Raw genomic sequence first — 22827 nt, 5'->3', positions numbered from 1 at the left:
AGTTTTCAAGGTAACGAGGGGGATCGAAGATGAACAAGACCAATACCCGCATGGGCCGGCTGATGGCATGGTGCGGTGCGATCGGGGCAGCGTTGTGGCTGGCCGGTTGCGCCGTGACGGACGTGGGCCGCGCCCCGCAGATGGCGGCCGGCGACACGGTGGCCGTGCTGCCGATCGTCAACTACACCGAGACGCCGCAGGCTGGCCTGCGTGCCGAAGCCATCGCCGAGTCTTTGCTCAAGACGGGCGGCGTGGTCAACCTGAAGCGCTATCCTGCATCGCTGAACCCGGAAACGCTGTTCGAACCGGCCGAGCGTGAGGCCGTGAACAAGGCGCTGGACTGGGCACGCAGCGAACGCGCGCGCTATGCGCTGACCGGTGCCGTGCAGGAATGGCGCTATAAGGTGGGTGTCGACGGCGAGCCGGCTGTCGGTATCTCGCTGCAACTGATCGACGTGGCCACCGGCCAGGTGGTGTGGTCGGCCACGGGCAGCAACGCAGGCTGGAGCCGCGAGTCGTTGTCGGGTGTGGCCCAGAAGCTGCTGCGCCGCCTGCTGGCACCGCTGATGCAAGGTTGAGATTGAGTCGGAAAAGGACGGGTGACAAGCGTGGCTAGAACCGCGGAAAAAACGCGCCAGGGGCAGGGCATCGGCCTTGGCGGTCGCTATGCGCGCTGGCTGGCGCCCGCGGGAGGCGGGGCGGCGGCCGTGTTGGAAATGATCGTCGTGATGGTGGTGGCCATGGCCATTGCCTGGGCGATCCTGCCGCGAAACCCGCTGCTGCTGGGCATGGGCTTTCCGTGGGCATGGGTGCTGCCAGTGATCCTGGCGCTGCGCTACGGCACGCTGGTTGGCGTGGGTGCGGTGCTGATGCTGCTGGGCGGCTGGTTTTTCTTCGATAACCTCGGCGCCCACAACGAGGCCTTCCCGCGCATGTTCTTCCTGGGGGGCTTGCTGCTGGTGCTGGTGGCCGGGCAGTTCGGCGATGTGTGGAACACGCGCCTGGCCCGTGCGCGCGCCGTGAACCGGTATCTCGACGAGCGCTTGTCCGCCCTGACCAAGAACCATTACCTGCTGCGCATCTCGCATGCGCGGCTGGAAAATGACTTGCTGGCCCGTCCGACCACGCTGCGTGACACGCTGTCGCAACTGCGCGGCGTGGCCATGCAGGATGCGGCACGCGGCGCCCGGGCGGAACGCCTGGCTGGCGCCCAGCCGATGCTGCAGGTGGTGGCGCAAGCCTGCCAGGTGGAGGGCGCCGCGCTCTATGCCTGCGACGGCGACGAACTGCTGCCCGATGCGGTGGCATCGATCGGTCCCGCGTTCTCGCTGGATATCGATGATCCGCTGGTACGCCATTGCATCGACACGCGCGAACTAGCGCACCTGCGCTCCACGGGCCTGCAGCAGGATGCGCAGACGCGCTACGTGGCCGTGGCGCCTGTGCTGGCGGGTTCCGACCGCCTGATCGGCGTGCTGGTGGTGGAGCGCATGCCGTTCCTGTCGATGACCTACGAGAACCTGCAGTTGCTGATGGTGCTGATGGGCTACTACGCCGATGGCGTGGACCATGCACATGCCACGCACGGCATCCAGGAACTGGCCCCCGCGATTCCGTACGCGTTTGCGCTCGACTATGCGCGGCTGTCGCGCCTGCGTCGCGAAACCGGTATCGAAAGCTCGGTGGTGGCGCTGGTGTTCGACCTCGACGAAGCACGCGATGCGCTGTTCGAGCAGGTGGTGCGTAGCCGGCGGGCGCTGGACGTGGCCTGGCCCGCGCGCGGTGTGCACCAGCGTGCCATGCTGACGCTGATGCCGTTGTCGGACAGCCAGGCCGTGTCGGCCTACCTGGTGCGTATCGAGGACATGCTGCGCGCGCAGTTCGGGACTGATTTCGCCACCGCGCATATCGGTGTGTACACGTTGCCGGTGCCGGCGGCAGGTGCTGAAGAGGCGCTGGTACGCCTGCTGCATCGCTGCCACCTCGACGGCAATACCACCGCGGCCGCCTCGGCCGATGCCACGCCCGGTATCGGCGCGGCACCGGCTGCCGGCCAGACCCAGGCAGGCTGACGCATGGGCAAGCTCACCATCGGCGGCACCGCCATCCAGATCGCCGCAATCTACCTGCTGTTGCATGGCGGCACGGGGCTGCCGCTACTGCTGTCGTTCCTGGCATTGCAGGCGCTGGCGGCGGGCCTGCTCGGACTGGCACTGTGGCGGCTGCTGCCGCGGCGCTTCCGCACGCCGTTTGCATGGAGCTACGCCTACCTGGCGACGTTCTGCTTCTTCGTGCCGTTGGGCGGGGTCCTGGTTTGCCTGGGCAGCCTGCTGTTCGCGAAGCTGTTCCCGCAGCGGCGCGACAGCGCGGGCATTGCCTCGGTGGCGCTGCCCGAGTTTGTCACGCACCTGATCCAGCGCGTGACGCACGGTGGCGGTGCGCGCCTGCGCGCGCAACTGGGCAATACCCGCGCGCCGCTGCCGGAACGCATGACGGCGCTGGTGGCCATGCAGTCGATGCCGACGCGCACGGCCAGCCCGGTCCTGCGCGAACTGCTGGCCGACAGCACCGACGATATCCGGTTGCTGGCGTATGGCATGCTCGACGGCGCGGAAAAACAGCTCACGCAGAAGATCCTGGCGGAGTTGCCGCGCCTGGAGGCGGCCGATACCCCGCAGGCACGCGGTGAAATCAACAAGCGCCTGGCCGATCTGTACTGGGAACTGATCTATCAGAACCTGGTGCAGGGCGATGTCTATCGCTATACGGCCAGCCAGGTGGAACGCTACGCGAGCGCAGCGCTGGAGGTCGACGACAGCAATGCCGCGCTGTGGTACATGCGTGGGCGCCTGGCGTTGTCGCGCAATGCGCCCGGCGAGGCGCGCGAATTCCTGGCCCGTGCCGAGGCACTGGGCTTTGCGCGTGAGCGCGTGCTGCCGCTGCTGGCGGAAGCCGCCTACCTGGAACGCGACTATGCCGCTGTGCGCAAGCTGATGGCGGCCTTCGACAGTCCTTCGCCGCTCCCGCTGGTGCGGCCCCTGCTGCGGTACTGGCAATCATGAGTGAAATTCTTGTCAAGGGGACGTCCGCCGACGTCATGCTGCTGCTGGAAGGCACGTTCCCGTATGTAAGCGGAGGCGTGTCGAGCTGGGTCAACCAGATGATCCGCGCGTTTCCCGATATCCGTTTCGGCATCGTCTTCATTGGCAGCCGCCGCGAGGACTATGGCGACATGGTCTACCAGTTGCCCGAAAACGTGGTGCATCTGGAAACCCATTTCCTGTACGACTTCCCGCCACCGCCGCTGGTGCATGGCACCCCCGGCGACGCGCGTGCGTTCGACCGCTCGGACGCGCTGCATGAACTGCTGCGCGAACCGGGCAAGGAAGCCGAGGCCGGCGAACTGATCCGCGAACTGATGCCGGCGCTGCGCGAGGGTGGGGCGCTGTCCGAGGATGCGTTCCTCTACAGCAAGCGCGCCTGGGACACCATTACCGACCAGTACCGCAAGTTCTGCACGGACCCGTCGTTCACGGACTACTTCTGGACCATCCGCATCATGCACAAGCCACTGTGGCAACTGGTGCGGATTGCCGATGGGCTGATTCCGGCCAAGGTCTACCACACGGTGTCCACCGGTTACGCGGGCTTCCTTGGCGCGATGCTGCGCCATCGCAACGGACGCCCGCTGCTGGTGTCCGAGCACGGCATCTACACCAAGGAACGCAAGATCGACCTGTTCCAGAGCCAGTGGATCCGCGACAACCGCAACATCTTCGAGCGCGACATTTCCCAGATCAGCTACTTCCGCGAACTCTGGGTGCGCTTCTTCGAGACGTTGGGCCGGGTCTGCTACGAGGCCGGCGACGAGATCACCGCGCTGTACGAGGGCAACCGCCGCCGCCAGATCCTGGATGGCGCGCTGGCCGAGCGCACGCGCAATATCCCGAACGGCATCAACCTGCCGCGCCTGTCGGCGCTGCGCGACAAGCGTGCGCCGGGCGTGCCGCCGGTGCTGTGCCTGATCGGCCGTGTGGTGCCGATCAAGGACATCAAGACCTTTATCCGCGCGATGCTGACCGTGGTGCGCGAGTACCCCGATGCCGAAGGCTGGATTGCCGGCCCCGAGGACGAGGATGCGGAATACGCACGCGAGTGCCGCAGCCTGGCGGAAAGCCTCGGCCTGGGCAACAAGGTGAAGTTCCTGGGGTTCCAGAAGATCGACGAACTGCTGCCGAAGGTGGGCGTGCTGGTACTGAGTTCGATTTCCGAGGCCCTGCCGCTGGTGGTGCTCGAGGGCTTTGCCGCGGGCGTGCCGTGCGTGACCACCGATGTGGGCTCGTGCAGCGAACTGGTCTTCGGACTGCCCGGTGACGATGCCGCACTCGGCGCCGCGGGCGACGTGGTGCGCATTGCCGATCCGGCGGCGCTGGCCAATGCCGCACTGGGGCTGCTGCAGCATCCGGAGCGCTGGCAGGCGGCGCAGGCATCCGGCATTGCGCGCGTGGAGCGTTACTACACGCAGGAACAGATGGTGGGCAGCTATCGCACGCTCTACACGGAACTGATGGACATGCCGGATAACGCGCGCCGCCCGCACGGCGCCAGTCCCGCCCGGTGCCCGGTGCACCACGCGGGCCAGGGAGAACGCTGAGATGGCAGGCATTGGATTCGAACTTCGCAAGATGCTCCGACGGGACAGCCTGTCGGGCATGCTCAGCGCCTATGCCTACGCGGGTGTGATCAGCTCGGGCCCCTGGGTGCTGTCGATCCTGGGCATCCTGCTGATCGGCCTGTTGTCGATCGGCTGGGTGATACCGGGCGCATTGATCACGCAGTTCCAGGTCTCGGTGACCTACCTGATAGCGTGCAGCCTGATATTGACCGGGCCAATGCAGTTGTCGTTCACGCGCTTCACGTCGGACCGCCTGTTCGAACGCCGGGCCGACCTTGTGCTGTCCAACTACCACGCGGTGGCGTTGCTCTGCACGGTGCTGGCCGGCGTGATCGGCCTTGGCTGCGCTGTCTGGGCGTTTCCGGAGCAGTCGGTGCTGTACCGTCTGCTGATGATCGCGGGCTTCGTGATCATGAGCAATATCTGGATCGCGGCGATCTTCCTGTCGGGCATGAAGCAGTACAAGGCCATCGTGTGGACGTTCTTCGTCGGCTACACGATTACCGTGCTGGCTGCGCTGGCGCTGCGCTCGCATGGACTGGAAGGCCTGCTGGGGGGCTTCGTGTTCGGCCAGTTGTGCTTGCTGGTGGGCATGATCACGCTGATCTACCGCAACTACACGAGCCACCGGTTCATGTCGTTCGAGGTGTTCCAGAAGCGCTATGCGTATCCGAGCCTGGTGGCGATCGGCCTGTTCTACAACCTAGGGATCTGGATCGACAAGTTCATGTTCTGGTATGCGCCGTCCACGGGCCAGCCCGTGATCGGCCCGCTGCATGCGTCGATCATCTACGACATCCCGGTGTTCCTGGCCTACCTCGCGATTATCCCGGGCATGGCGGTATTCCTGGTGCGGATCGAGACCGATTTCGTCGAGTACTACGACGCGTTCTACAACGCGGTGCGTGGCGGCAGTTCGCTCGAACATATCGAGGACATGCGCAACACGATGGTCCAGACCATTCGCCTGGGCCTGTACGAGATCGTCAAGGTACAGGCCATCGCGTCGCTGCTGCTGTTCGTGATCGGCGGCTGGCTGTTGCGGCTGCTGGGTATCTCGGAGCTGTACCTGCCGCTGCTCTATGTGGACGTGATCGGCGCCAGCCTGCAGGTGGTGCTGCTGGGTGTGCTGAACATCTACTTCTACCTGGACCGTCGCCGCGAAGTGTTGATGCTGACCGGCACGTTCGTGGTGCTGAACTGCGTGCTGACCCGCTTGACGCTGTCGCTGGGGCCGGCATGGTATGGCTACGGCTTTGCGGTATCGCTGCTGATCGTGGTGGCCCTGTCGCTGTACCTGCTGGACCGCAAGCTCGACCGGCTCGAGTACGAGACCTATATGTTGCAGTGAGCATCACCTGCGAGGTAATGTGTCCAAGCCGCCGCCTGAATCAGGGCGGCGGCTTTTTTCTAGGTCACGTTTTCCCTACGCCCGCAAGAAAAATGCATGGGTTCGGGGTGCCTGCAACACACGGCGAGGCGATTCCCCTCTAACGTAGCCTCGACGTGCCATGGCGCGTTTCGGTAACATGGCGCGGCCGTGCCCGACACCGGCCGCAGTCATCAGAGGGAAGTAGATGAGAATTGCCTCAGTGGAGGACGATGCCGCACAGGCGGAGCAGATCCGTCAGTTGCTGGATGAGGCGGGTTTTACCTGTGCAAGCTTTGCAACCGGTTCCGCATTCCTGCGTGCGCTACGAGACCAGGCGTTCGACCTGGTACTCATGGACTGGCAATTGCCGGACACCAGCGGTATCGAGCTGGTCAGCTGGGTGCGCCAGCACTCGGGCCGTCTGCCGCCGATCCTGTTCCTGACCAGCCGCGTCGACGAAGCCGATATCGTGGCGGGCCTGACCGTTGGCGCCGACGATTATCTAGCCAAGCCGGTGCGGCCGGCGGAGTTCGTGGCGCGGGTCCGCGCGCTGCTGCGCCGCGCCTATCCCGAGACGGTGCATGACGACGACCTGATCCGCCAGGGTGACTATGTGGTGGACGTGCGCCGGCGCAGCATTGCGCTGGCCGGGCAGGCCGTCGACCTGTCGCCGCGCGAGTTCGACCTGGCGCTGTTCCTGTTCCGCAACATTGGTCGGCTGATGTCGCGCGAGGTGATCGAGCAGGCGGTCTGGGGCAGGGCCATGGATGCCGGTTCGCGTACGTTGGACACCCATGTTTCGCGCCTGCGTATCAAGCTGGCGTTGCGTCCCGGACACGGCGTGCGCCTGACCTCGGTTTATTCGCATGGCTATCGCTTCGAGATCGCGGGTAACACCGATGCCTGAGCAGCGACGCCGCGGCCGCATGGCTTACCTGGGCCTGCTGGTGCCGGGGGGCGTGGAACGTGGCGTCTAGAACGGTATCCCGCAGGACCGCGGCAGCCTTTTTCCATCGGCGCACACGCGTCGAATGGGTGCTGTTGCTCGCCGCGGTGGTGGTTGTCACCGCCGCGACGGCGCGGCTGGGCTGGTTTGACCGTGCGGACCAGGCCGTGCTCGACTTCGCCATTGCCAGCCAGCCGCATCCGGCACGCAGCGATATTGTGCTGGTGGCCGTGGACAATGCCAGCATCGGCGCCATCGGGCGCTGGCCGTGGCGGCGCTCGGTACTGGCTTCACTGGTCGACCATATCGCGGCCGACAAGCCGCGCGTGATTGGCATGGATATCGTCCTGTCAGAGCCCGATATCCGTTATCCCGCTGACGATCTGGACCTTGAGCGGGCCGTGGCGCGCGCACGCAACGTGATCCTGCCTGTCGTGGCCGAGACTACCGTTACGGGGGCCGTCATGCGGTATCCGCTCGACGGGCTGTCAGCCCGCGTCGGCCATATCAACATGAACCCCGATGCCGACGGTGCAGTGCGCTCGGTGTTCCTGCGCGAAGCCAATGGCGACGCCCAGCCGGTCTGGCATTTCGCGGCCGCGATGGCGGCCTACGGCCAGCCATCGAACCCCTCGCCGGAATCGTTCCGCCACGAACCGGCCACCCGCATCGACCATGCCGGCCTGCTGAGCCAGGACAGGCTGCGGATTCCCTTCGTCGGACCGCCGGGCACGTTCGCGCGGGTTTCCGTGCTGGATGTGCTGTCGGGCCAGCTCGGCGCGGGCTATTTCCATGGCAAGTACGTGATCATCGGCGCGCTGGGCACCGGCCTGGGCGATGTATTTCCTACCCCCGTATCGCATGACGGCCACGGCATGAGCGGCGCCGAGATCCTGGCCAATGTCCTGCAGGCATTGCGCGACGGCACCGGCATCGTGCGGGTTCCGGAACTGGCCGGCTGGTTCGCTACGTTGCTGCCGGTGTTGTTGGCCGCGCTGGCAGCGTGGATGCTCACGCCGCGCGATGCGTTGATTGCGGTGGGCGTGCTGGTGGCGGCGCTGGTCGGTGGCAGCGTCATGCTGGCAGGTGGCATGCACCTATGGTTCGGGCCATCGGCGGCAGTCTTCGGCTGTTTGCTGGTCTATCCGCTATGGAGTTGGCGGCGCCAGGAGGCAGCGTTGCGCTTCCTGTCCGAGGAACTGGTGCGTCTGGCGCGTGAACCTGGGTTGCTGGCGGCGCCGACACGTGTCGACCACTCGCTCGATGGCCGGATGCAGGCGGTCTACGATATGACGTCGCGCTTGCGTGACATGCGGCGCTTCCTGTCCGACGGGCTGGAAAGCCTGCCCGAGGCCACGGTGATCTGCAATCTCGATGGCAGTATCCTGGTGGCCAACCGCCGTGCCGTGGCCCTGGCGCCGGCAGTGCTGCAGGGCATCAACGAGATGCCGCGGCCCGCGGGCCTCGATACGCTGCCCGGTACCGACGGCTACGCCGACGCCTACGGCGGACTCGACCGGCCCGGATTGCCTGATATCGTCGAGACATTGTTTCCGGTGCCGGGCCCGGGCCTCGCGTATTGGGATGCACTATGCGACGCGCTCGATGCCGATGGACCAGTGACGTCGTCGTCCGATTCACACGGCGTGGAACTGGCCACAGAAGACGATCGCCGTTACCTGCTGCATGGTGCGCCCCTGCACGGCGAGGCGGGCCGTCCTGCCGGCGTGATCGTCAGCCTGATCGATATCACCGCGGTGCGCCGTGCCGAGCGGCAGCGCGAGCAGACCCTGCATTTCCTGTCGCATGACATGCGATCCCCGCAGGCATCGATCCTGGCACTGATCGACCTGCAGTCGCGCGCCGACCGGGCCTTGCCGCAGCACGAGTTGCTGGGACGTATCGGCGAGCATGCGCATCGCACGCTGGCATTGGCAGACGACTTCATTCGCCTGGCGCAGGCGGAATCGCAAAACCTGGTGTTTGCCGACGTGGACCTGACCGCGTTGGTGCTCGATGCCACCGACGAATTGTGGGCGTTGGCCAAGTCGCGGGGTGTCGAACTGCAACTGGAACTCGACGGCGATGGCATCGTGTTGCGTGCCGCACCGATGCTGGTGGTGCGTGCGATTGCCAACCTGGTCAGCAATGCCATCAAGTTCAGTCCGTCCGGCGCGCCGGTCACGGTGGGATTGCGCCGGCTCGGCCCCTACATGGCGATCGAGGTCACCGACCGCGGACCGGGCATCGCGCGTGAGGCGCAGGCCCGGCTATTCCGGCCTTTCAGCCGTGTGCATGCCCAGGGCAACGACGCACCATCGGGTAGCGGGCTGGGACTGGTCTTTGTGAAAACCGTGGCAGAGCGCCACGGCGGACGCGTCATGTTAAGGAGCGATGCAGGCGAGGGCGCCACGTTCTCGATCTGGCTGCCACTGCGCCGTCGCGCCGCGTGAAAGCTTGTCGACACAATTGTTGGCAATCGATTTTGCAAAAATTGCCTACGATCTGTCGGTCACGGACACCGCATCCGTGGTCTTCAGGCCCACGTCGTGCCCCGGCGTGGGCATTTTTTTGGGCATCGGTTTGGCTCCCCTCTCCCGCAGCGCGGGAGAGGGGAGACCACCAAGGGTACAGTGAAGGCCTACGTTACTTCGCCATGCCCGGCGCAGGAGCCGGTGTAGCCGGCGTGGCAGGTGTTTCCGGCTTGGTCGAGGTCGCGGGTGTCTTTGGCGCTTCGCCATCGGCAGGCTTGGCCGGCGTCTCCTCGTCATCCTCGTACGATGGCAGCGCGCCGCTGCCATCGCCCAGCAGATACTGGCGACGCTGCATGTAGGCGTCACGCACGAAGGCATATTTGTCCAGCGCGGCCTGCGACAGCAGGTCGGTGGCGCCCAGCATGTTGGTCCGCACGTTGATCACGTTGATGCCGAACATCGTATTGCGCCAGGCCGGATCGAAATAGTGCGCGGGATCGAGGTAGAAACTGCCGGCCACGCCCACGCCATCGCGGAACGAGCTTGGGCCAAACAGCGGCAGCACCAGATACGGCCCCGACGGGATGCCCCAGGTGCCGAGCGTCAATCCCAGGTCCTGCGAGTGCCGCGGAATGCCGGCCGCGGTGGCGATGTCGATCAGGCCACCGATACCCAGTACCGTGTTGATGGCCACGCGCATCATCGTTTCGGCAGCATCGACTACCTTGCCCTGCAGCACGTTGTTGGCGAAGTTGCCCACATCGGAGAAGTTGGCAAAGAAATTGGTCACGGCGATACGCGCGGGTTCCGGCGTCACGGCCTTGTAGCCCTTGGCCAGAGGTTGGGCCACGTACTCGTCGGCCTTGTCGTTGACCGTGAAGATCGCCCGGTTCATCGGTTCGAGCGGATCCTGCGGATTGGCATTGGGGCCGGTGGCGCAGCCAGCGGCCAGCATGGTCAGCGATGCGGCGGCCAGCGCGCTGGCCAGCCGGGACGATTGAGGCGCCACGGCGCGCAAGGACATGAAGCGGGAGAGCATGTTGAGACGGTCGGTCTTTTCGGTTTCTTGTCGTGGAGACGGACCGCCTGGCTTGACTGTCCGAACTGTCGTCGGGCTGGCAGCCCGGGCTAGCGCCGGGAGTTGCCTGAATCCGGCCCTGCAGATTTATCGGCAGATTGTGCCATGGTCGTAGCCACCGTGAGGGGGGGCAGCGAAGGACCCAGCGGTTCCGCGCGGCCGGTCAGTTGCCGGCGCGGGCGTCCCATCAGGATTGGCTGGAAGAACACCGCCCCGGCCAGCGTGCAGGCCAGCGCCAGCGCCAGCAGCTTGCCCATGCTGGCAGTGCCGGGATGGTGCGACAGCCAGAGGCTGCCGAAAGCGGTAGCGGTTGTGGCGGCGCTGTAGAGCACTGCGTGCGTAAGGCTGGATTGCAATAGCTTGGTCTTGCCATGGCGCCACGCAATCACGTAGTAGATCTTGAAGGCCACGCCAATGCCAAGCAGCAACGGCAGCGCAATGATGTTGGCAAAATTCAGCGAGATGCCAAACAGCACGCACAACTCCAGCGTGACGAGGCCGGAAACCAGCAGCGGAATCAGCGTGCGCAGCACATCGCCCACGCGGCGCAGCGTGATCCACAGCAGTACCGTGATCGACAGTACGGCCCACACGCCCGCATGGATGAACGCTGTCATGATCGTGTCGGCCGATCCCTTGATGGCAATCGGGCCGCCCGTCGCGTCGGGTTGCACGCGCGCCATGACGGCGACGAAATGGCTCAGCGCGGCTTCTCGTGCGGCTTCGTTCTTGACGCCGGGCGGCGGCAGTTTCGGACTCACGTTGACCAGCGCCTGCCCGTCCGGGGCCAGCCAGTCACGCGCCAGTTCCGGTGGCAGCGTCTGCTGGGTTACGGGCGCGGGCTGCAGCGCGCGTTGCAGCGTGCCCAGTGCCAGCCGTAGCGGCAACGCAATGGCGAGCTCGGCGCGGTCGCGGACGGCGGGCGAGGCATCGGCGAGCTGCTTCAGCGCCCGCGACAAGTGCGCGGCGGATTCGGCGCCCGGGCCAGGGTGATCCTCGGCAGCCAGGGACAGCTGGCGCGACGCATTGCGCAGCGACGCGACCCTGCGCACATCATCGGCGGGCGTAGCGGTCGGCTGGGTCAGTACCGGCATCAGGTTCTTCGCCATGCCGGCGATGATGGCCAGCTTTGGTGCCTGATCGTCGGGAATGAACGTCTTCAGTGTTACCACGCGCTCAACTTCGGGCAGCTTCCTCAGTTTCGCGGCGGTTTGTTCGGCATCTTTCAGCGTCGGGGCCAGCACCTTGACGTCGTCGGTACCGGCTTGCGGCGCATTCTTGAGCGCCAGCAACGTCGACATCGACTCCGAATGCGGATCCTTCAGGTGCAAGGGGTCGAAATCGAAACGCAGGTGCGGCAGCAGCGGGGCGCCGCCGATCAGCACCGCCAGCACGCCGACCAGCGTGCCCTTGCGATGCCGCTCGAAGAACGTGTCGGCCGGCGCCAGCCACTCGAAGCCGGGCATCTCGTCTTCGCCCGGCGGCGCCAGTACGCGGATCAGTGCCGGCAGCATCGTGAACGTGGTGGCGAAGGCGATGAACATGCCGACGCCCGCGATCTTGCCAAGTTCGGCCACGCCACGGTAGTCGGTGGGCAGGAAGCAGAAGAATGCGGCGGCGGTGGCCGCGGCTGCCAGTGTCAGCGGACCGGCCACATCGCGTGCGGCCAGCGTCAGGGCCTCCTGCAGATCGCCATGCTCGTGCCGCTCGGCCCGGTACCGCACCCCGAACTGGATGCCGAAGTCCACGCCGAGGCCCACAAACAGGACCGCGAACGCGACCGAGATCATGTTCAGCGCACCTACCATCATCAGGCCCAGTGCCGCCGTGATGATCAGGCCCGAGATCAGGCTGACCAGCACCGCCGTGATCAGGCGGGCGGACCGCAGCGCCATCCACAGGATGCCGATGACCACGACCAGCGTCAGTATGCCGTTGAGTGCGGCGCCGTCGCTGACTGACGCGAACTCGTCGTCGGCCAAAGGCTGCGGGCCGGTCAGGCGCACCACGGCGTTGTAGCGTTCGGTCAGTTTCAGTTGCGTGGCCGCGGCACGGATCGCATCGCTGGCACCCGACCCGGCTTTCAGGTCGCTGAAATCCAGCACCGGCGACAGTGTGATAAAGCTGAATGAACGACCGTCGGCATTGGGTTTGAGACTGTCGTCGACCAATCCGGCCCAGGATAGCGCAGCGGGCTTGTCGGCCAGTACACCGTCGACCGTCCTGGCACTTTCTCCCAGCAGCTTGTCCATGTCGGACAGCTTGATCTGTCCCAGTTGCAGCGGCAGCGACAGGGTGGTGGTAAGCAGGTCGGACAGCCCGCGCAGCGTGGGATCGTGCGCGAGGTTGTTCAGCAATGGCCGGGCCTGGGTGAGCTTGTCGGCCATGTCATTGACACTGGCGGTGTCGGCGAACAGCAGCCCATTGCGCTCGAAGAACGCGCCCGAGCCGGGTTGGCCCACGGCCTTGAAGCGTTTGGGTTGCTGGCGCAGCGCATCGGCCAGTTCATTGGCGGCGGCATCGGCCAGTTCCTTGGCGGGTGCCTGCACCACGGCAAGGATCATCTTGTCGCGCTGCGGGAAGGCGGCGCTGATCTGCGCATCGTTCCTGGCCCATGGCGCGTCCGATTCCAGCAGGCCGCTGATATCGGTATTGATGGCGAAGTTGCGCGCAGCATAGATGCCGCTGCCAACGGTGAGCAGCAGGGTAATGCCGATCACGAGCCAGGCGTGAACGGTGGCAAACTTGACGGTGCGAACGAGCAGCGGTCTGATCATGAGTCCTGTATCTTCAGCGCCCGGCTGCGGCGGGGCGCGTGGGCGGCACCCGGAGTATAGCGGCTGAAGGCGCGCGTGCCGTGCGGGTCATGCGGTTCCCTGCAAGTCGATCCGCTATATACTGGCCCGACTGGCCGTTCCGGCCGCAGTACATCTTCGAGTCATGAACCGTTACGGAATTTTCCCCGCTGCCATCATTGCACCCATTGCCGCCGTGGCCGTGGTTTCCACCGCCCATGCACAGGCCAATACCAGCGCTTCGCCGGACAAACTGGTCCAGTCGGCGGTGGAGGGTGTGATCACCAAGATCAAGACCGATCCGGAAACGCGTGCCGGCGATCTTGCAAAAATTACCGCCGTGGTCCAACGCGAGTTCCTGCCCTACACCGACTTTGGCCGCACCACGCGCCTGGCCGTGGGCAATGCCTGGAAGCAGGCTACACCTGAGCAGCAAAAAACGCTCCAGGAACAGTTCACGGCGCTGCTGGTACGTAGCTACGCAGTGTCGCTGTCGCAGTTGCGCGAGCAAAGCCCGAAGTTCACCTACAAGCCAGCCAAGACCGGTAGCAATGCCAACGACGTGGTAGTGGCTACACGCGTGCTCAACAATGGCGACGAGATGCTGATCGACTACCGGCTACAGCGCGGCAACGACGGCTGGAAGATCTATGACATCAACATGATGGGCGCCTGGCTGATCGAGGTCTATCGCAAGCAGTTTGCGGACATCGTGGCGCGAGATGGTGTGGATGGACTGGTCAAGTACCTGACCAGTCACAACGCACGGGCTTGAGCCTGAGAGGGGAGATTCCCCTCTCCCATGAACCGGGAGAGGGAGAGCGCCGCTGACGTATCAGTTGTCAGTTGGCCTGCACGGCCTCGGCGCGGCTGCCCTGGGCCTTCTTCAGGTTGCCGATTTCGGACAGCTTGATTTCCACGTGGCGCGAGAACACGTACTCGGCCGGGCGCTGGTTGTCGAGCGGCAGGTCCGGCTTCATCGGACCATCGGTCTTCACGCCACGCAGGCTTACGCCAAGCGCCTTGAGCGGATGTGAGAACGTGTCGGCCACGGCCGTGGCTTCGAAGCCGCTATGCACCATGCAGTCGGCGCACTTTTCATAGTTGCCAACGCCGTAGGCATCCCAGTCGGTACCTTCCATCAGTTCCTTGAAGGTCTTCACGTAGCCTTCGCCCACCAGGTAGCACGGACGCTGCCAGCCAAACACGGTGCGCGCGGGGTTGCCCCACGGCGTGCACTTGTAGGTCTGGTTGCCGGCCAGGAAGTCCAGGAACATCGTGGACTGGCTGAACGCCCAGTTCTTGCCGGCATTGCCACGCGACAGGATGTCGCGGAACAGTTGCTTGGTCTTGTTGCGGTTCAGGAAGTGCTGCTGGTCCGGAGCGCGCTCGTAGGCGTAGCCAGGCGACACCGTGATGCCGTCCACGCCCATCGCCTTGACCGAGTCGAAGAACTTGGCCACGCGGTCCGGCTTGGCGTCGTTGAACAACGTGCAGTTGATGTTGACGCGGAAGCCACGTTCCTTGGCCATGCGGATGGCTTCGACGCAACGGTCGTACACGCCTTCCTGGTTGACCGAGTGATCGTGCATCTCGCGGTCGCCGTCCAGGTGGATCGACCACACGAAATACGGGCTCGGCTGGTACTGGTCGATCTTCTTTTCCATCAGCAGCGCGTTGGTGCACAGGTAGACGAAGCGCTTGCGGGCAATGATGCCTCGCACGATCTCCGGCATGTCCTTGTGCAGCAGCGGCTCGCCGCCGGCAATGGAAACCACCGGTGCGCCGCACTCGTCCACGGCTTCCAGGCACTCGGCCACGGACAGGCGCTGGTTCAGGATGGGATCCGGATAGTCGATCTTGCCGCAGCCCGAGCAGGCCAGGTTGCAGCGGAAGAGTGGCTCGAGCATCAGGGCCAGCGGATAACGCTTTTGCCCGGAGAGATGCTTGCGTGCGATGTAGGCGCCTACGCGGGCGACCTGCAGAAACGGAATGGCCAAGGGGGTGCTTCCTGTTAGGTTCAGCTTTTCACTTCAGCTTGTCGCCGTCTGGTCGGCAAGCTGGGCGTCACTGATATCAGTTGTCTTCCTGGCCCCTGGGGCCAGCGTTGCATCGGCTAATTCAGCCGGCAGGCGGAATTCGGCATGTTCCTCGATCCCTTTCATGGTCGATACCTCGACCGGACCAAGGCGGCGCAAGGCCTCGATGACGTCTTCCACCATGTCTTCGGGCGCCGAGGCGCCCGCGGTAATGCCTATCACGCCAGCGCCCCGCACCCAGTCGGGATCGAGTTCGCTGCCGTCGGCAATCAGGTAACTCGGCACACCGCTTTCCGTGCCGATTTCTCGTAGCCGGTTCGAATTCGAACTGTTGGTGGCGCCGATCACGAGAATGACATCCACCCTCGTGGATAATTCCCGCACCGCGCTCTGGCGGTTCTGCGTCGCATAACAGATATCGCGCGTATCCGGTCCAACCAGATCGGAGAAACGCCGACCGAGCGCCGCAATGATATTACGGGTGTCGTCCACGGACAATGTGGTCTGGGTGATATATGCCACCGGGGCATCGACCGCCAGTTCCAATTGTGCCACGTCGGCTTCACTCTGGACCAGCATCACCTTGCCCGGGATCTGCCCCATCGTGCCTTCCACCTCGGGGTGGCCGGCGTGGCCGATCAGGATGACGTGCCGGCCGGCCGAAGCATATTGCCGGCCCTGGTTATGGACCTTGATCACCAACGGGCAGGTTGCGTCGATGGCGTGAAGTTCGCGGCGCCTCGCCTCGGCGATCACCTCGCGCGACACACCATGCGCACTGAAAATGGTGACTGCGTCACTCGGTACCTCATCGAGTTCCTCGACGAAGCGTGCCCCTTTCTTGCGCAATCCTTCCACGACATGCTTGTTGTGTACGATCTCGTGCCGTACATACACGGGGGCGCCGTGTTTGATCAGGGAGCGGTCGACGATTTCGATCGCTCTGACTACGCCGGCGCAAAAGCCCCTGGGTTGGGCAAGTATCACCTGCATAGAGACGGCCCCCCGACGCTCTTGTGAAGATTCGAAGACATCAGTATTTGGTATTCCGGCATCACTTTTCCGGTTCACGGTGGTTACTATATACCGGGCCGGATTTTCGTGTCGGCGGCGTTGGTGCTTGCCAACAACGTCAATCCGGTGAAAATGCGCCACTGCCCGCCGGTATAACGACCGATTAGCGCGGAACATGCGTGCAACGTAGACAGGGGATTTGAAATTAACAATTGCATTCTCGTGACAGGAGCCTCCGGCTTCCTCGGTTCATCCGTCATGCGCCAGGCGCTTGAGCGCGGTTTCCAGGTGCGTGTGCTGGTACGCGCCACCAGCCCGCGGGCCAATCTGGCCGGGCTGCCCGTGGAGGTGGTGGAAGGGGACATGCGCGACGCTGCATCGATGGCGCGGGCCATGGCGGGGGTTCGCTACCTGTTCCACGTGGCGGCCGACTACCGGCTCTGGGCGCCCGATCCCGAGGAGATCGTGCGCGCCAATGTCGAAGGCACGGTCACGACCATGAACGCGGCGCGCGACGCAGGCGTGGAGCGCGTCATCTACACGAGCAGCGTGGCCACGCTGCGCGTGGCTGGCGCGACCGGGCCGGTTGACGAGAACGCCGCCATGGCCGGCCACGAGGCCATTGGCGCCTACAAGCGCAGCAAGGTGCTGGCCGAGCGCGAGGTGGAGCGGTTGGTGGCCGAGGGGTTGCCGGCCGTGATCGTGAATCCGTCGACGCCGATCGGGCCGCGCGATGTACGTCCGACGCCGACCGGTCGCATCATCGTCGAGGCGGCCACGGGCAAGATCCCGGCCTTCGTCGACACGGGTTTGAACCTGGCTCACGTGGACGACGTGGCGAACGGTCATTTCCTGGCGCTGGACAAAGGCCGCGTCGGTGAACGCTACATCCTCGGTGGGCAGGATGTGCTGCTGCGGCAGATGCTGGCAGACATTGCCGGCATGGCGGGGCGCAAGGCGCCGACCGTCGAGTTGCCGCGCTGGCCGCTTTACCCGGTGGCCCGGATTGCCGAGACCGTGGCGCGATTCACGAAAAAGGAGCCGTTCGTCACCGTTGATGGCCTGAAGATGTCGCAATACCGGATGTTCTTCACTTCGGCCAAGGCGCAACGTGAGCTTGGCTACGCGCCGCGTCCCTACCAGCAGGGCCTTCAGGACGCGCTGGACTGGTTCCGCAACAACGGCTACCTGAAATAACAGGGGCGGGTACGCTCAGGAGCGTACCGGCGCCTGCGAGCGGCCCTTCCACTGGCCGCCGCGGCGCAGATAGAAACGGCGTGCGGAATCGACCGTGGCGCCGAGGTAGAACAGCGCGGTGAGCGGCAGCAGCGGCGCCAGCCAGGCCGGCTGGCGGTATTCACGCAGCATCGGCCGGTAGCTGAAGGTCATCAGCATCCACGCGAGCCAAGCCGGCCATAGGGCAGCCCCACCGGCCAAAGCCAGGAGTGGCGGAAGCAGGTAGGTCAGGATCATTCCCAGCACGGCGCCTGCGAGCAGCCACGGCGAGTAGTGCAACTGGGTGTATGCGCTGCGCGCAATCATGTTCCACAGGCTTTGCCAGTCATCGTACGGACGTAGCGAGATGCTGTCGTCGGCCAGGTCCAGCCGGATCGAGCCACCGGCCTTGATCTTCGCCGCCAGGCTGCAATCGTCGATCAACTCGCCGCGAATGGCCGCGAATCCGCCGATACGTGCCAGCGCCGAGCGACGTGCCAGCATGCAACCGCCCGCAGCGCCGGCGACCTTGCTGCGCGGGTTGGCAACGCGTGCAAACGGATAAAGTTTGGCGAAGAAGAACACAAAAGCCGGCACGATCATGCGTTCCCACCACGATTCGCAGCGCAGTCGCACCATCAGCGATGTCAGGTCGCGCTGTTCGTGCGCGGCCCTTGCCACCAGTTCGGCGATGGTGTTCGGGCCGTGCCAGATATCGGCGTCGGTCAGGAACACGAATTGCGCCTCGGGCATTTGCAGGTCGGCCGCCGCCAGGCCTTCCGACTGGGCCCAGACCTTGCCGCTCCAGCCCGCTGGCAGGTCGCGCGCGGCGATCACCGTCAGGGCATCCGCTTTACCGATCGACTGGGCCGCGGCCCTTGCGATATCGGCGGTACCGTCATTGCTGTGATCATCGACCACGATCAGGTGAAGCGGGCCGGCATATTGCTGGGCCAACACGCCGGTCACCGCGCGGGCAATCACATCGGCTTCATTGCGGGCCGGGATCACGCCAATCACAGGTGGCCACGCGGAGGGGGCAGGAGAAGGCGCGGGCTTGCGTACACGCCAGAAGCCGGCGCGCGCGAACACCAATACGCACCAGACGACCAGCGTCAACAGGGACAATACGAACGGCAGCATGAGTTCTACTTGATGAAGCGCCGGGCAAGGCGGGCCAGTTTCGGTACCGTGGTCGGACGCACAAGGCGCGCATCATACCCTGCCATGCGGCGTTCGTTCTCGGCCAGGCAGAGATCGATCATCGCGCCGGCCGAGAGGGTCTGGCCCAGCGATTCGGCCGCATTCATCGGGAAATTGGCGTCCTGGGCGGTGCCGTCGGCCTTCACGTCGATACCTTTGGCCAGGCCGATGCGCTCGCGAATCAGGAATAGCCAGACCCGCAGCACCTTGAGCGCAAATGCCGGCCGGCGCCACCATGGCAGGCTGTGGCGGTACCACGCCACCCAGTTGGCGAAGAACAGGATATGGCGGCCTTCTTCCTGGATCACCGGTTCGAACGTTTCGACCAGCTCCGCCGGGAAGAAGCCTGAGTCCTTGGCCGCGGCAAACAGGCCAAACGCCGCGAAGCTGTCGATGCATTCGCTGTAGCCGGTCACGAGCCAGCCCCACTCCGCATCGGCGGGCGGCAGGTACTCCGGCTCCGGCGCCAGGGTAATGCCATAGGCTTCCACCAGCTTCGACAGCACCACCTTGTGGCGCGCTTCCTCGTCGGCATCCATTTCCAGCGCACTGCGTAGCAGCGCATCGCGCTGCCTGTCAGCAAAGCTGTGGACCCGCACCGATGCACGCCCTTCGGTTTGCACGGCGATGTCCCAGATCGGCAGCGATGTCACACGCCGCAGCGCATCCGGCGCCAACGCGGGCCAGTCGATCACGGACGGCTTGTAGGGGTTGTGGGTCTGCAGCAGCATGTTGCAGAACATGCGCAGATGCTCGGGAGAGCCGATTTGCAGCGGGCCATCGAGCGGGTCGGTCCAGTTGCGCATGGCATGGTCGGCCTGCTCGATCGCCACTCGGGCAATGGTGGCGGCCACTGCGGCGGCGCGGGCCTCGCTGGATTCCGCGATCGATCCGGCGCGGGCAGCGGGTGGCTCGTCCAATACGCCATCGACTTCGAATGCTTTTTTCATCGGCGCTCCGGGCAGGGGGTGCGGCAGCCATTGTAGCGAGCCGGAGCGATTGGTGCAGGTGGGTGTGGCGGGAAAGACAGTTCTGCAAATAACGCGGCGGGCCGGGAGGCCCGCCGCGTCGATTCGCATGACAGCGTCAGCTAGCGTGCGCGATGCGCGTGCGCCGCCGGTGCAGCGGATTGCCGGCGCCAGTCCTCGACGATATCCGGAAAGACATCGCATTCTCCGCGCACGATGTTCTCGATCGTGGCGCAGATCCCTTCGGTGCCGCGCGGCCCCACGCAAACCAGGCTGCGGGGCTGCTCCGAATGGGCGGGAATGGCGTAGACATGCATGCCCTCGCGATAGAGGGGATGCCGGGTCAGCCGCTCGTTCAGGATTTCGACAAAGCGGCGGGGGCTTACGGTTGGCTTGTCCATCGCTTATCTCCCTGCTACGGGGTCTCCCCAGACTACGGCGGGGACTGACCGGGATCAAGAGGTGCGCTGGTGCTTCAAGCGCTCATTGGGTCGCAATGTCACCCAATGTCACGCAATGTCACGGTTTGCTACCGTTAATGTGGCCGGCCGCGTGCGACTTCGGCCGTGGCGCGTGGCCCGTCGAGCATGCCATTGCCCGCAGCCCAGCAGGCGGCCTCGGCTTCCGCGTGCGAGGCATAGTCCGAATGGGCTTCGATCGTGCTGTCGCAGTCGGCGCCGCCGTACTTTTCCTCGACCACGATGCGCCATGTGTAGCGCCCCGGCGGGTCTTCCAGCACGTGCATCACCAGCGTTCGATGATGGTCGGACAAAGACATCGGATGGGTGGACATGGCGGTTCTCCCGGAAGGGCAGGCGGGCCCGGTGGACTTTTAACATAGCATCAGCCCATGGCATTGCCAGCCCGAAATGACGCGGTGCGGCGTGGCCGTCCCGTAGCGGATCGTCCGGTGACGGATGCCTGACCCGTTTGCGGTCTTTGCATGGCGCATGCGGCCTGCTATCGTGTCTGCCTTCGGTTTTACGGGGTCGCCTTGGCGACTCTTCCGGCCATCCCGGCACCTCGACATGCTAGTTCCGCCAACCCTTATCGAACGGATTTCCGCGCTTCTGGCGCATTTCGACGCAGCCGTCCTGCCTGCCTGGACCGGACCCGGATGGAATCCGGTGTTGCTGCTCGCGCATGAGGCACTGGACGGCGCCACGGGCCAGCCGCTGAACGACAAGCGCTATCGGGCCATGGCCTGTGCCCGGCAGCTCTATGTTTTTGCCACGGCTGGCAATCTTCCGCATGCAGGTACGCTGTTCCAGTCACTGGTGCGCCATTTTGGTGACGACGCTGGTGGCTGGATCTACAGTGTCGATCCGCAGGGCGCTCCGCTCGACAGTACGCGCGATCTCTATACCCACGCATTCGTGGTATTTGCCACCGCCCACGCTTACCGCGCAACCCGGGATGCGAGCGTGCTTGAGACCATGCGCCGCACCGTAGAGCTGATCGAACAACGCTTTGCCGATGGCAATGGCCTCTATTACGCGGCATTGACTGCGAACTTCGGTCAGGGCGACGGCAGTGTGCTGCAGAACCCCATCATGCATCTCACGGAAGCCTATCTGGCGGCGTACGAAGTCACGGGCGACCCATGGTTTGCGGATCGTCTGCGTGCGCTGGCCGATGCGGTGCATGCGCGGTTCGTCGATCCCGCTGACGGCTGTGTGGCAGAGTTGCCGCAAGGCACGGCGGGCAACCGGATCGAGCCCGGACACCAGTTCGAGTGGTATTCGCTGGTGATGACGACACCTAGGCTATTCGAGGGCAGTCCGCTTGCGACTTCGCTGCCTCGTGCATTTGATTTTGCGCGGCGCCACGGCGTTGCGGCGGATACGCTCGGGGTGTGCGCCGCGCTCGACGGTCAGGGAACCGTGCAAGATTCCATCGAACGGATCTGGGCGCAGACCGAATTTGCGCGGGCCCTCGTGATCAAGGCGCTTCGGACCGGCGACGCCGCGCCGCTGGCTGAACTCGAAACCTGGGTCGACTGCTTCCGCGCGCGGTTTCTCCATGCCAACGGCTGGCGCGAGAGCGTAATGCCCAATGGCGACGTGGTGCGTGCGGAGATGCCGTCGACCACGCCCTATCATTTGCTGACTGCGTGGCAGGCATTGCAGCAACTGTTGCCAGCCCACTGAGCCACACCCGGCACAAGACAGGTCTTAGTCGACCCGCGCGGCACGCAGATCGCTTTTGCGGATCAACTGGAGCAGGGTTTCGGCGGGGCGGGTCAGCCGCCGCGCGGCCAGTGTGATGAATTCCACCTCGGGCAAGGCGGGAAGTGCGTCGAAATTGACCGGTGGCACCAGGCCGCCGCCGGTCAGGTTCTGCGCACGTACCGTTACGCCGAGCCCGCCGCGCGCTGCCGCGATGCATCCCGAATGGCTGCTGCTCGTACAGACGATACGCCAGCGCCAGCCCGACGTGGCCAGTGCATCCAGTACCACCGAACGTGTAACGCTGGGCTCGTTGACGAGGATCAACGGCAGCGGCTGCCCGACATCGACCACGGTGCCAGGGCGCGCCAGCCATTCCAGTTGCCCGCGAAACAGCGGTACACCTCGCCGTTCGCCCTCCCTGCGTTTGCCGACAATCAGGTCCAGCGTGCCAGCTTCGATCCACTCATAGAGCTTGCTGGTCATGCCGATCGTGATTTCGAGCTCGACATCGGGGTGCGTGGCACGGAATGCCGCCAGCACATTGGGGAGCGGCCCTTGCGCGAGGTCCTCGGAGGTGCCCAGCCGTACACGGCCCTGCAGCCGCGGAGCACTGAACTGCGATTCGGCCCGCGCCAACGATTCCAGGATCAGCCGCGCATGTACCAGCAGCGCCTCGCCATCGGGAGTCAGAGCGAGCGAATGCGTGTCGCGCACAAACAGCCGCCGGCTCACGCTTTGTTCGAGGCGGCGGATATGGTCGCTGACCGTCGACTGCGACAGGCCAAGCTGACGGCCGGCATCGGTAAAGCTGTGTGCCGTGGCAACGGTTGCGAAGGTCTGGATCCAGACGGGATTGAGCATCCGCGCATTGTCATCG

At 64.8% G+C, this 22827-nt stretch carries 19 protein-coding genes; 10 read left to right on the top strand and 9 right to left on the bottom strand.

The window, feature by feature from the left end; all coding sequences use genetic code 11:
- Positions 1-29 precede the first annotated feature (29 nt).
- The 7 genes from ACO550_RS12490 to ACO550_RS12460 all read left to right on the top strand — a co-directional run bounded on the left by ACO550_RS12490 (position 30) and on the right by ACO550_RS12460 (position 9446).
- Entirely contained in the window at positions 30-578 is a 549-nt protein-coding gene (locus ACO550_RS12490) for a penicillin-binding protein activator LpoB (protein ID WP_315592046.1), read from the top strand.
- 30 nt (positions 579-608) lie between these two features.
- Positions 609-2072 carry a PelD GGDEF domain-containing protein gene (locus tag ACO550_RS12485; RefSeq protein WP_315592047.1) on the top strand — a complete coding sequence of 488 codons (1464 nt, stop codon included), beginning with the start codon at positions 609-611 and terminating at the stop codon, positions 2070-2072.
- A gap of 3 nt (positions 2073-2075) precedes the next feature.
- Positions 2076-3062, top strand: coding sequence for a lipopolysaccharide N-acetylglucosaminyl transferase (locus ACO550_RS12480; RefSeq protein ID WP_315592048.1), 987 nt, complete (start codon positions 2076-2078; stop codon positions 3060-3062).
- The gene (gene pelF, locus ACO550_RS12475; RefSeq protein ID WP_315592049.1) at positions 3059-4654 is read left to right on the top strand and encodes a GT4 family glycosyltransferase PelF; all 1596 of its coding nucleotides are present in this window, start codon (positions 3059-3061) and stop codon (positions 4652-4654) included. Before ACO550_RS12480 ends, pelF begins: the two co-directional genes overlap by 4 nt.
- A 1-nt stretch (position 4655) precedes the next feature.
- On the top strand, positions 4656-6026 hold the full coding sequence (gene pelG / locus ACO550_RS12470) for an exopolysaccharide Pel transporter PelG (protein WP_315592050.1): 1371 nt from the start codon (positions 4656-4658) through the stop codon (positions 6024-6026).
- Positions 6027-6252: 226 nt separating this feature from the next.
- On the top strand, positions 6253-6954 hold the full coding sequence (locus ACO550_RS12465; protein ID WP_315592051.1) for a response regulator: 702 nt from the start codon (positions 6253-6255) through the stop codon (positions 6952-6954).
- 128 nt (positions 6955-7082) lie between these two features.
- A complete protein-coding gene (locus tag ACO550_RS12460) occupies positions 7083-9446 on the top strand; it encodes a CHASE2 domain-containing protein (RefSeq protein WP_315592052.1) in 2364 nt (787 codons plus the stop codon).
- A 193-nt stretch (positions 9447-9639) separates the two neighbouring features.
- On the opposite strand, the gene ACO550_RS12455 is transcribed toward ACO550_RS12460, so the two are convergent.
- Both ACO550_RS12455 and hpnN read right to left on the bottom strand, forming a co-directional pair.
- Positions 9640-10506 (bottom strand): MlaA family lipoprotein, encoded by an 867-nt coding sequence (locus tag ACO550_RS12455; protein WP_315592053.1) that lies wholly within the window; start codon positions 10504-10506, stop codon positions 9640-9642.
- Between the two features lie 89 nt (positions 10507-10595).
- Positions 10596-13322, bottom strand: a complete 2727-nt coding sequence (hpnN, locus tag ACO550_RS12450) for a hopanoid transporter HpnN (RefSeq protein WP_315592054.1) — start codon at positions 13320-13322, stop codon at positions 10596-10598.
- A gap of 163 nt (positions 13323-13485) precedes the next feature.
- On the opposite strand from hpnN, the gene ACO550_RS12445 reads away from it, so the two are divergent.
- A complete protein-coding gene (locus ACO550_RS12445) occupies positions 13486-14115 on the top strand; it encodes an ABC transporter substrate-binding protein (RefSeq protein ID WP_315592055.1) in 630 nt (209 codons plus the stop codon).
- Positions 14116-14182: 67 nt separating this feature from the next.
- On the opposite strand, the gene hpnH is transcribed toward ACO550_RS12445, so the two are convergent.
- Entirely contained in the window at positions 14183-15340 is a 1158-nt protein-coding gene (gene hpnH, locus ACO550_RS12440) for an adenosyl-hopene transferase HpnH (RefSeq protein ID WP_315592056.1), read from the bottom strand.
- 33 nt (positions 15341-15373) lie between these two features.
- On the bottom strand, positions 15374-16372 hold the full coding sequence (ispH, locus tag ACO550_RS12435; RefSeq protein ID WP_315592116.1) for a 4-hydroxy-3-methylbut-2-enyl diphosphate reductase: 999 nt from the start codon (positions 16370-16372) through the stop codon (positions 15374-15376).
- 225 nt (positions 16373-16597) lie between these two features.
- Here ispH and hpnA point away from each other — a divergent pair, with 225 nt between their 5' ends.
- Positions 16598-17590, top strand: coding sequence for a hopanoid-associated sugar epimerase (hpnA, locus tag ACO550_RS12430; RefSeq protein ID WP_315592117.1), 993 nt, complete (start codon positions 16598-16600; stop codon positions 17588-17590).
- Between the two features lie 15 nt (positions 17591-17605).
- On the opposite strand, the gene ACO550_RS12425 is transcribed toward hpnA, so the two are convergent.
- The 4 genes from ACO550_RS12425 to ACO550_RS12410 form a co-directional block, all read right to left on the bottom strand.
- Positions 17606-18751 carry a glycosyltransferase gene (locus ACO550_RS12425; protein WP_315592057.1) on the bottom strand — a complete coding sequence of 382 codons (1146 nt, stop codon included), beginning with the start codon at positions 18749-18751 and terminating at the stop codon, positions 17606-17608.
- Positions 18752-18756: 5 nt separating this feature from the next.
- Positions 18757-19617: a ferritin-like domain-containing protein gene (locus tag ACO550_RS12420; RefSeq protein ID WP_485994870.1), complete on the bottom strand. Its 861-nt coding sequence runs from the start codon at positions 19615-19617 to the stop codon at positions 18757-18759.
- A gap of 284 nt (positions 19618-19901) precedes the next feature.
- Positions 19902-20180 carry a hypothetical protein gene (locus ACO550_RS12415; RefSeq protein WP_315592058.1) on the bottom strand — a complete coding sequence of 93 codons (279 nt, stop codon included), beginning with the start codon at positions 20178-20180 and terminating at the stop codon, positions 19902-19904.
- Between the two features lie 134 nt (positions 20181-20314).
- Positions 20315-20572 (bottom strand): hypothetical protein, encoded by a 258-nt coding sequence (locus ACO550_RS12410; RefSeq protein ID WP_315592059.1) that lies wholly within the window; start codon positions 20570-20572, stop codon positions 20315-20317.
- Between the two features lie 235 nt (positions 20573-20807).
- On the opposite strand from ACO550_RS12410, the gene ACO550_RS12405 reads away from it, so the two are divergent.
- Positions 20808-21929: an AGE family epimerase/isomerase gene (locus tag ACO550_RS12405; protein WP_315592060.1), complete on the top strand. Its 1122-nt coding sequence runs from the start codon at positions 20808-20810 to the stop codon at positions 21927-21929.
- A gap of 24 nt (positions 21930-21953) precedes the next feature.
- Here the strand turns inward: ACO550_RS12405 and ACO550_RS12400 are convergent, their stop codons facing one another.
- Positions 21954-22811 carry a LysR substrate-binding domain-containing protein gene (locus ACO550_RS12400; protein WP_315592061.1) on the bottom strand — a complete coding sequence of 286 codons (858 nt, stop codon included), beginning with the start codon at positions 22809-22811 and terminating at the stop codon, positions 21954-21956.
- Positions 22812-22827 lie beyond the last annotated feature (16 nt).

The organism is Cupriavidus sp. (assembly GCF_057315035.1).
The sequence above is the reverse complement of the archived record's forward strand: the minus strand, read 5'-3'. Positions and strand labels throughout refer to the sequence as shown.

Bases quoted from the DNA above. Each gene is read 5' to 3' on its own strand.
- ACO550_RS12465 (WP_315592051.1), top strand. From the start codon at position 6,253: ATGAGAATTGCCTCAGTGGAGGACGATGCCGCACAGGCGGAGCAGATC.
- ACO550_RS12480 (WP_315592048.1), top strand. From the start codon at position 2,076: ATGGGCAAGCTCACCATCGGCGGCACCGCCATCCAGATCGCCGCAATC.
- ACO550_RS12400 (WP_315592061.1), bottom strand. From the start codon at position 22,811: ATGCTCAATCCCGTCTGGATCCAGACCTTCGCAACCGTTGCCACGGCA.
- pelF (WP_315592049.1), top strand. From the start codon at position 3,059: ATGAGTGAAATTCTTGTCAAGGGGACGTCCGCCGACGTCATGCTGCTG.
- ACO550_RS12410 (WP_315592059.1), bottom strand. From the start codon at position 20,572: ATGTCCACCCATCCGATGTCTTTGTCCGACCATCATCGAACGCTGGTG.
- ACO550_RS12425 (WP_315592057.1), bottom strand. From the start codon at position 18,751: ATGCTGCCGTTCGTATTGTCCCTGTTGACGCTGGTCGTCTGGTGCGTA.
- ispH (WP_315592116.1), bottom strand. From the start codon at position 16,372: ATGCAGGTGATACTTGCCCAACCCAGGGGCTTTTGCGCCGGCGTAGTC.
- ACO550_RS12445 (WP_315592055.1), top strand. From the start codon at position 13,486: ATGAACCGTTACGGAATTTTCCCCGCTGCCATCATTGCACCCATTGCC.
- ACO550_RS12490 (WP_315592046.1), top strand. From the start codon at position 30: ATGAACAAGACCAATACCCGCATGGGCCGGCTGATGGCATGGTGCGGT.
- ACO550_RS12405 (WP_315592060.1), top strand. From the start codon at position 20,808: ATGCTAGTTCCGCCAACCCTTATCGAACGGATTTCCGCGCTTCTGGCG.
- hpnN (WP_315592054.1), bottom strand. From the start codon at position 13,322: ATGATCAGACCGCTGCTCGTTCGCACCGTCAAGTTTGCCACCGTTCAC.
- pelG (WP_315592050.1), top strand. From the start codon at position 4,656: ATGGCAGGCATTGGATTCGAACTTCGCAAGATGCTCCGACGGGACAGC.
- ACO550_RS12415 (WP_315592058.1), bottom strand. From the start codon at position 20,180: ATGGACAAGCCAACCGTAAGCCCCCGCCGCTTTGTCGAAATCCTGAAC.
- ACO550_RS12455 (WP_315592053.1), bottom strand. From the start codon at position 10,506: ATGCTCTCCCGCTTCATGTCCTTGCGCGCCGTGGCGCCTCAATCGTCC.
- ACO550_RS12420 (WP_485994870.1), bottom strand. From the start codon at position 19,617: ATGCGCAACTGGACCGACCCGCTCGATGGCCCGCTGCAAATCGGCTCT.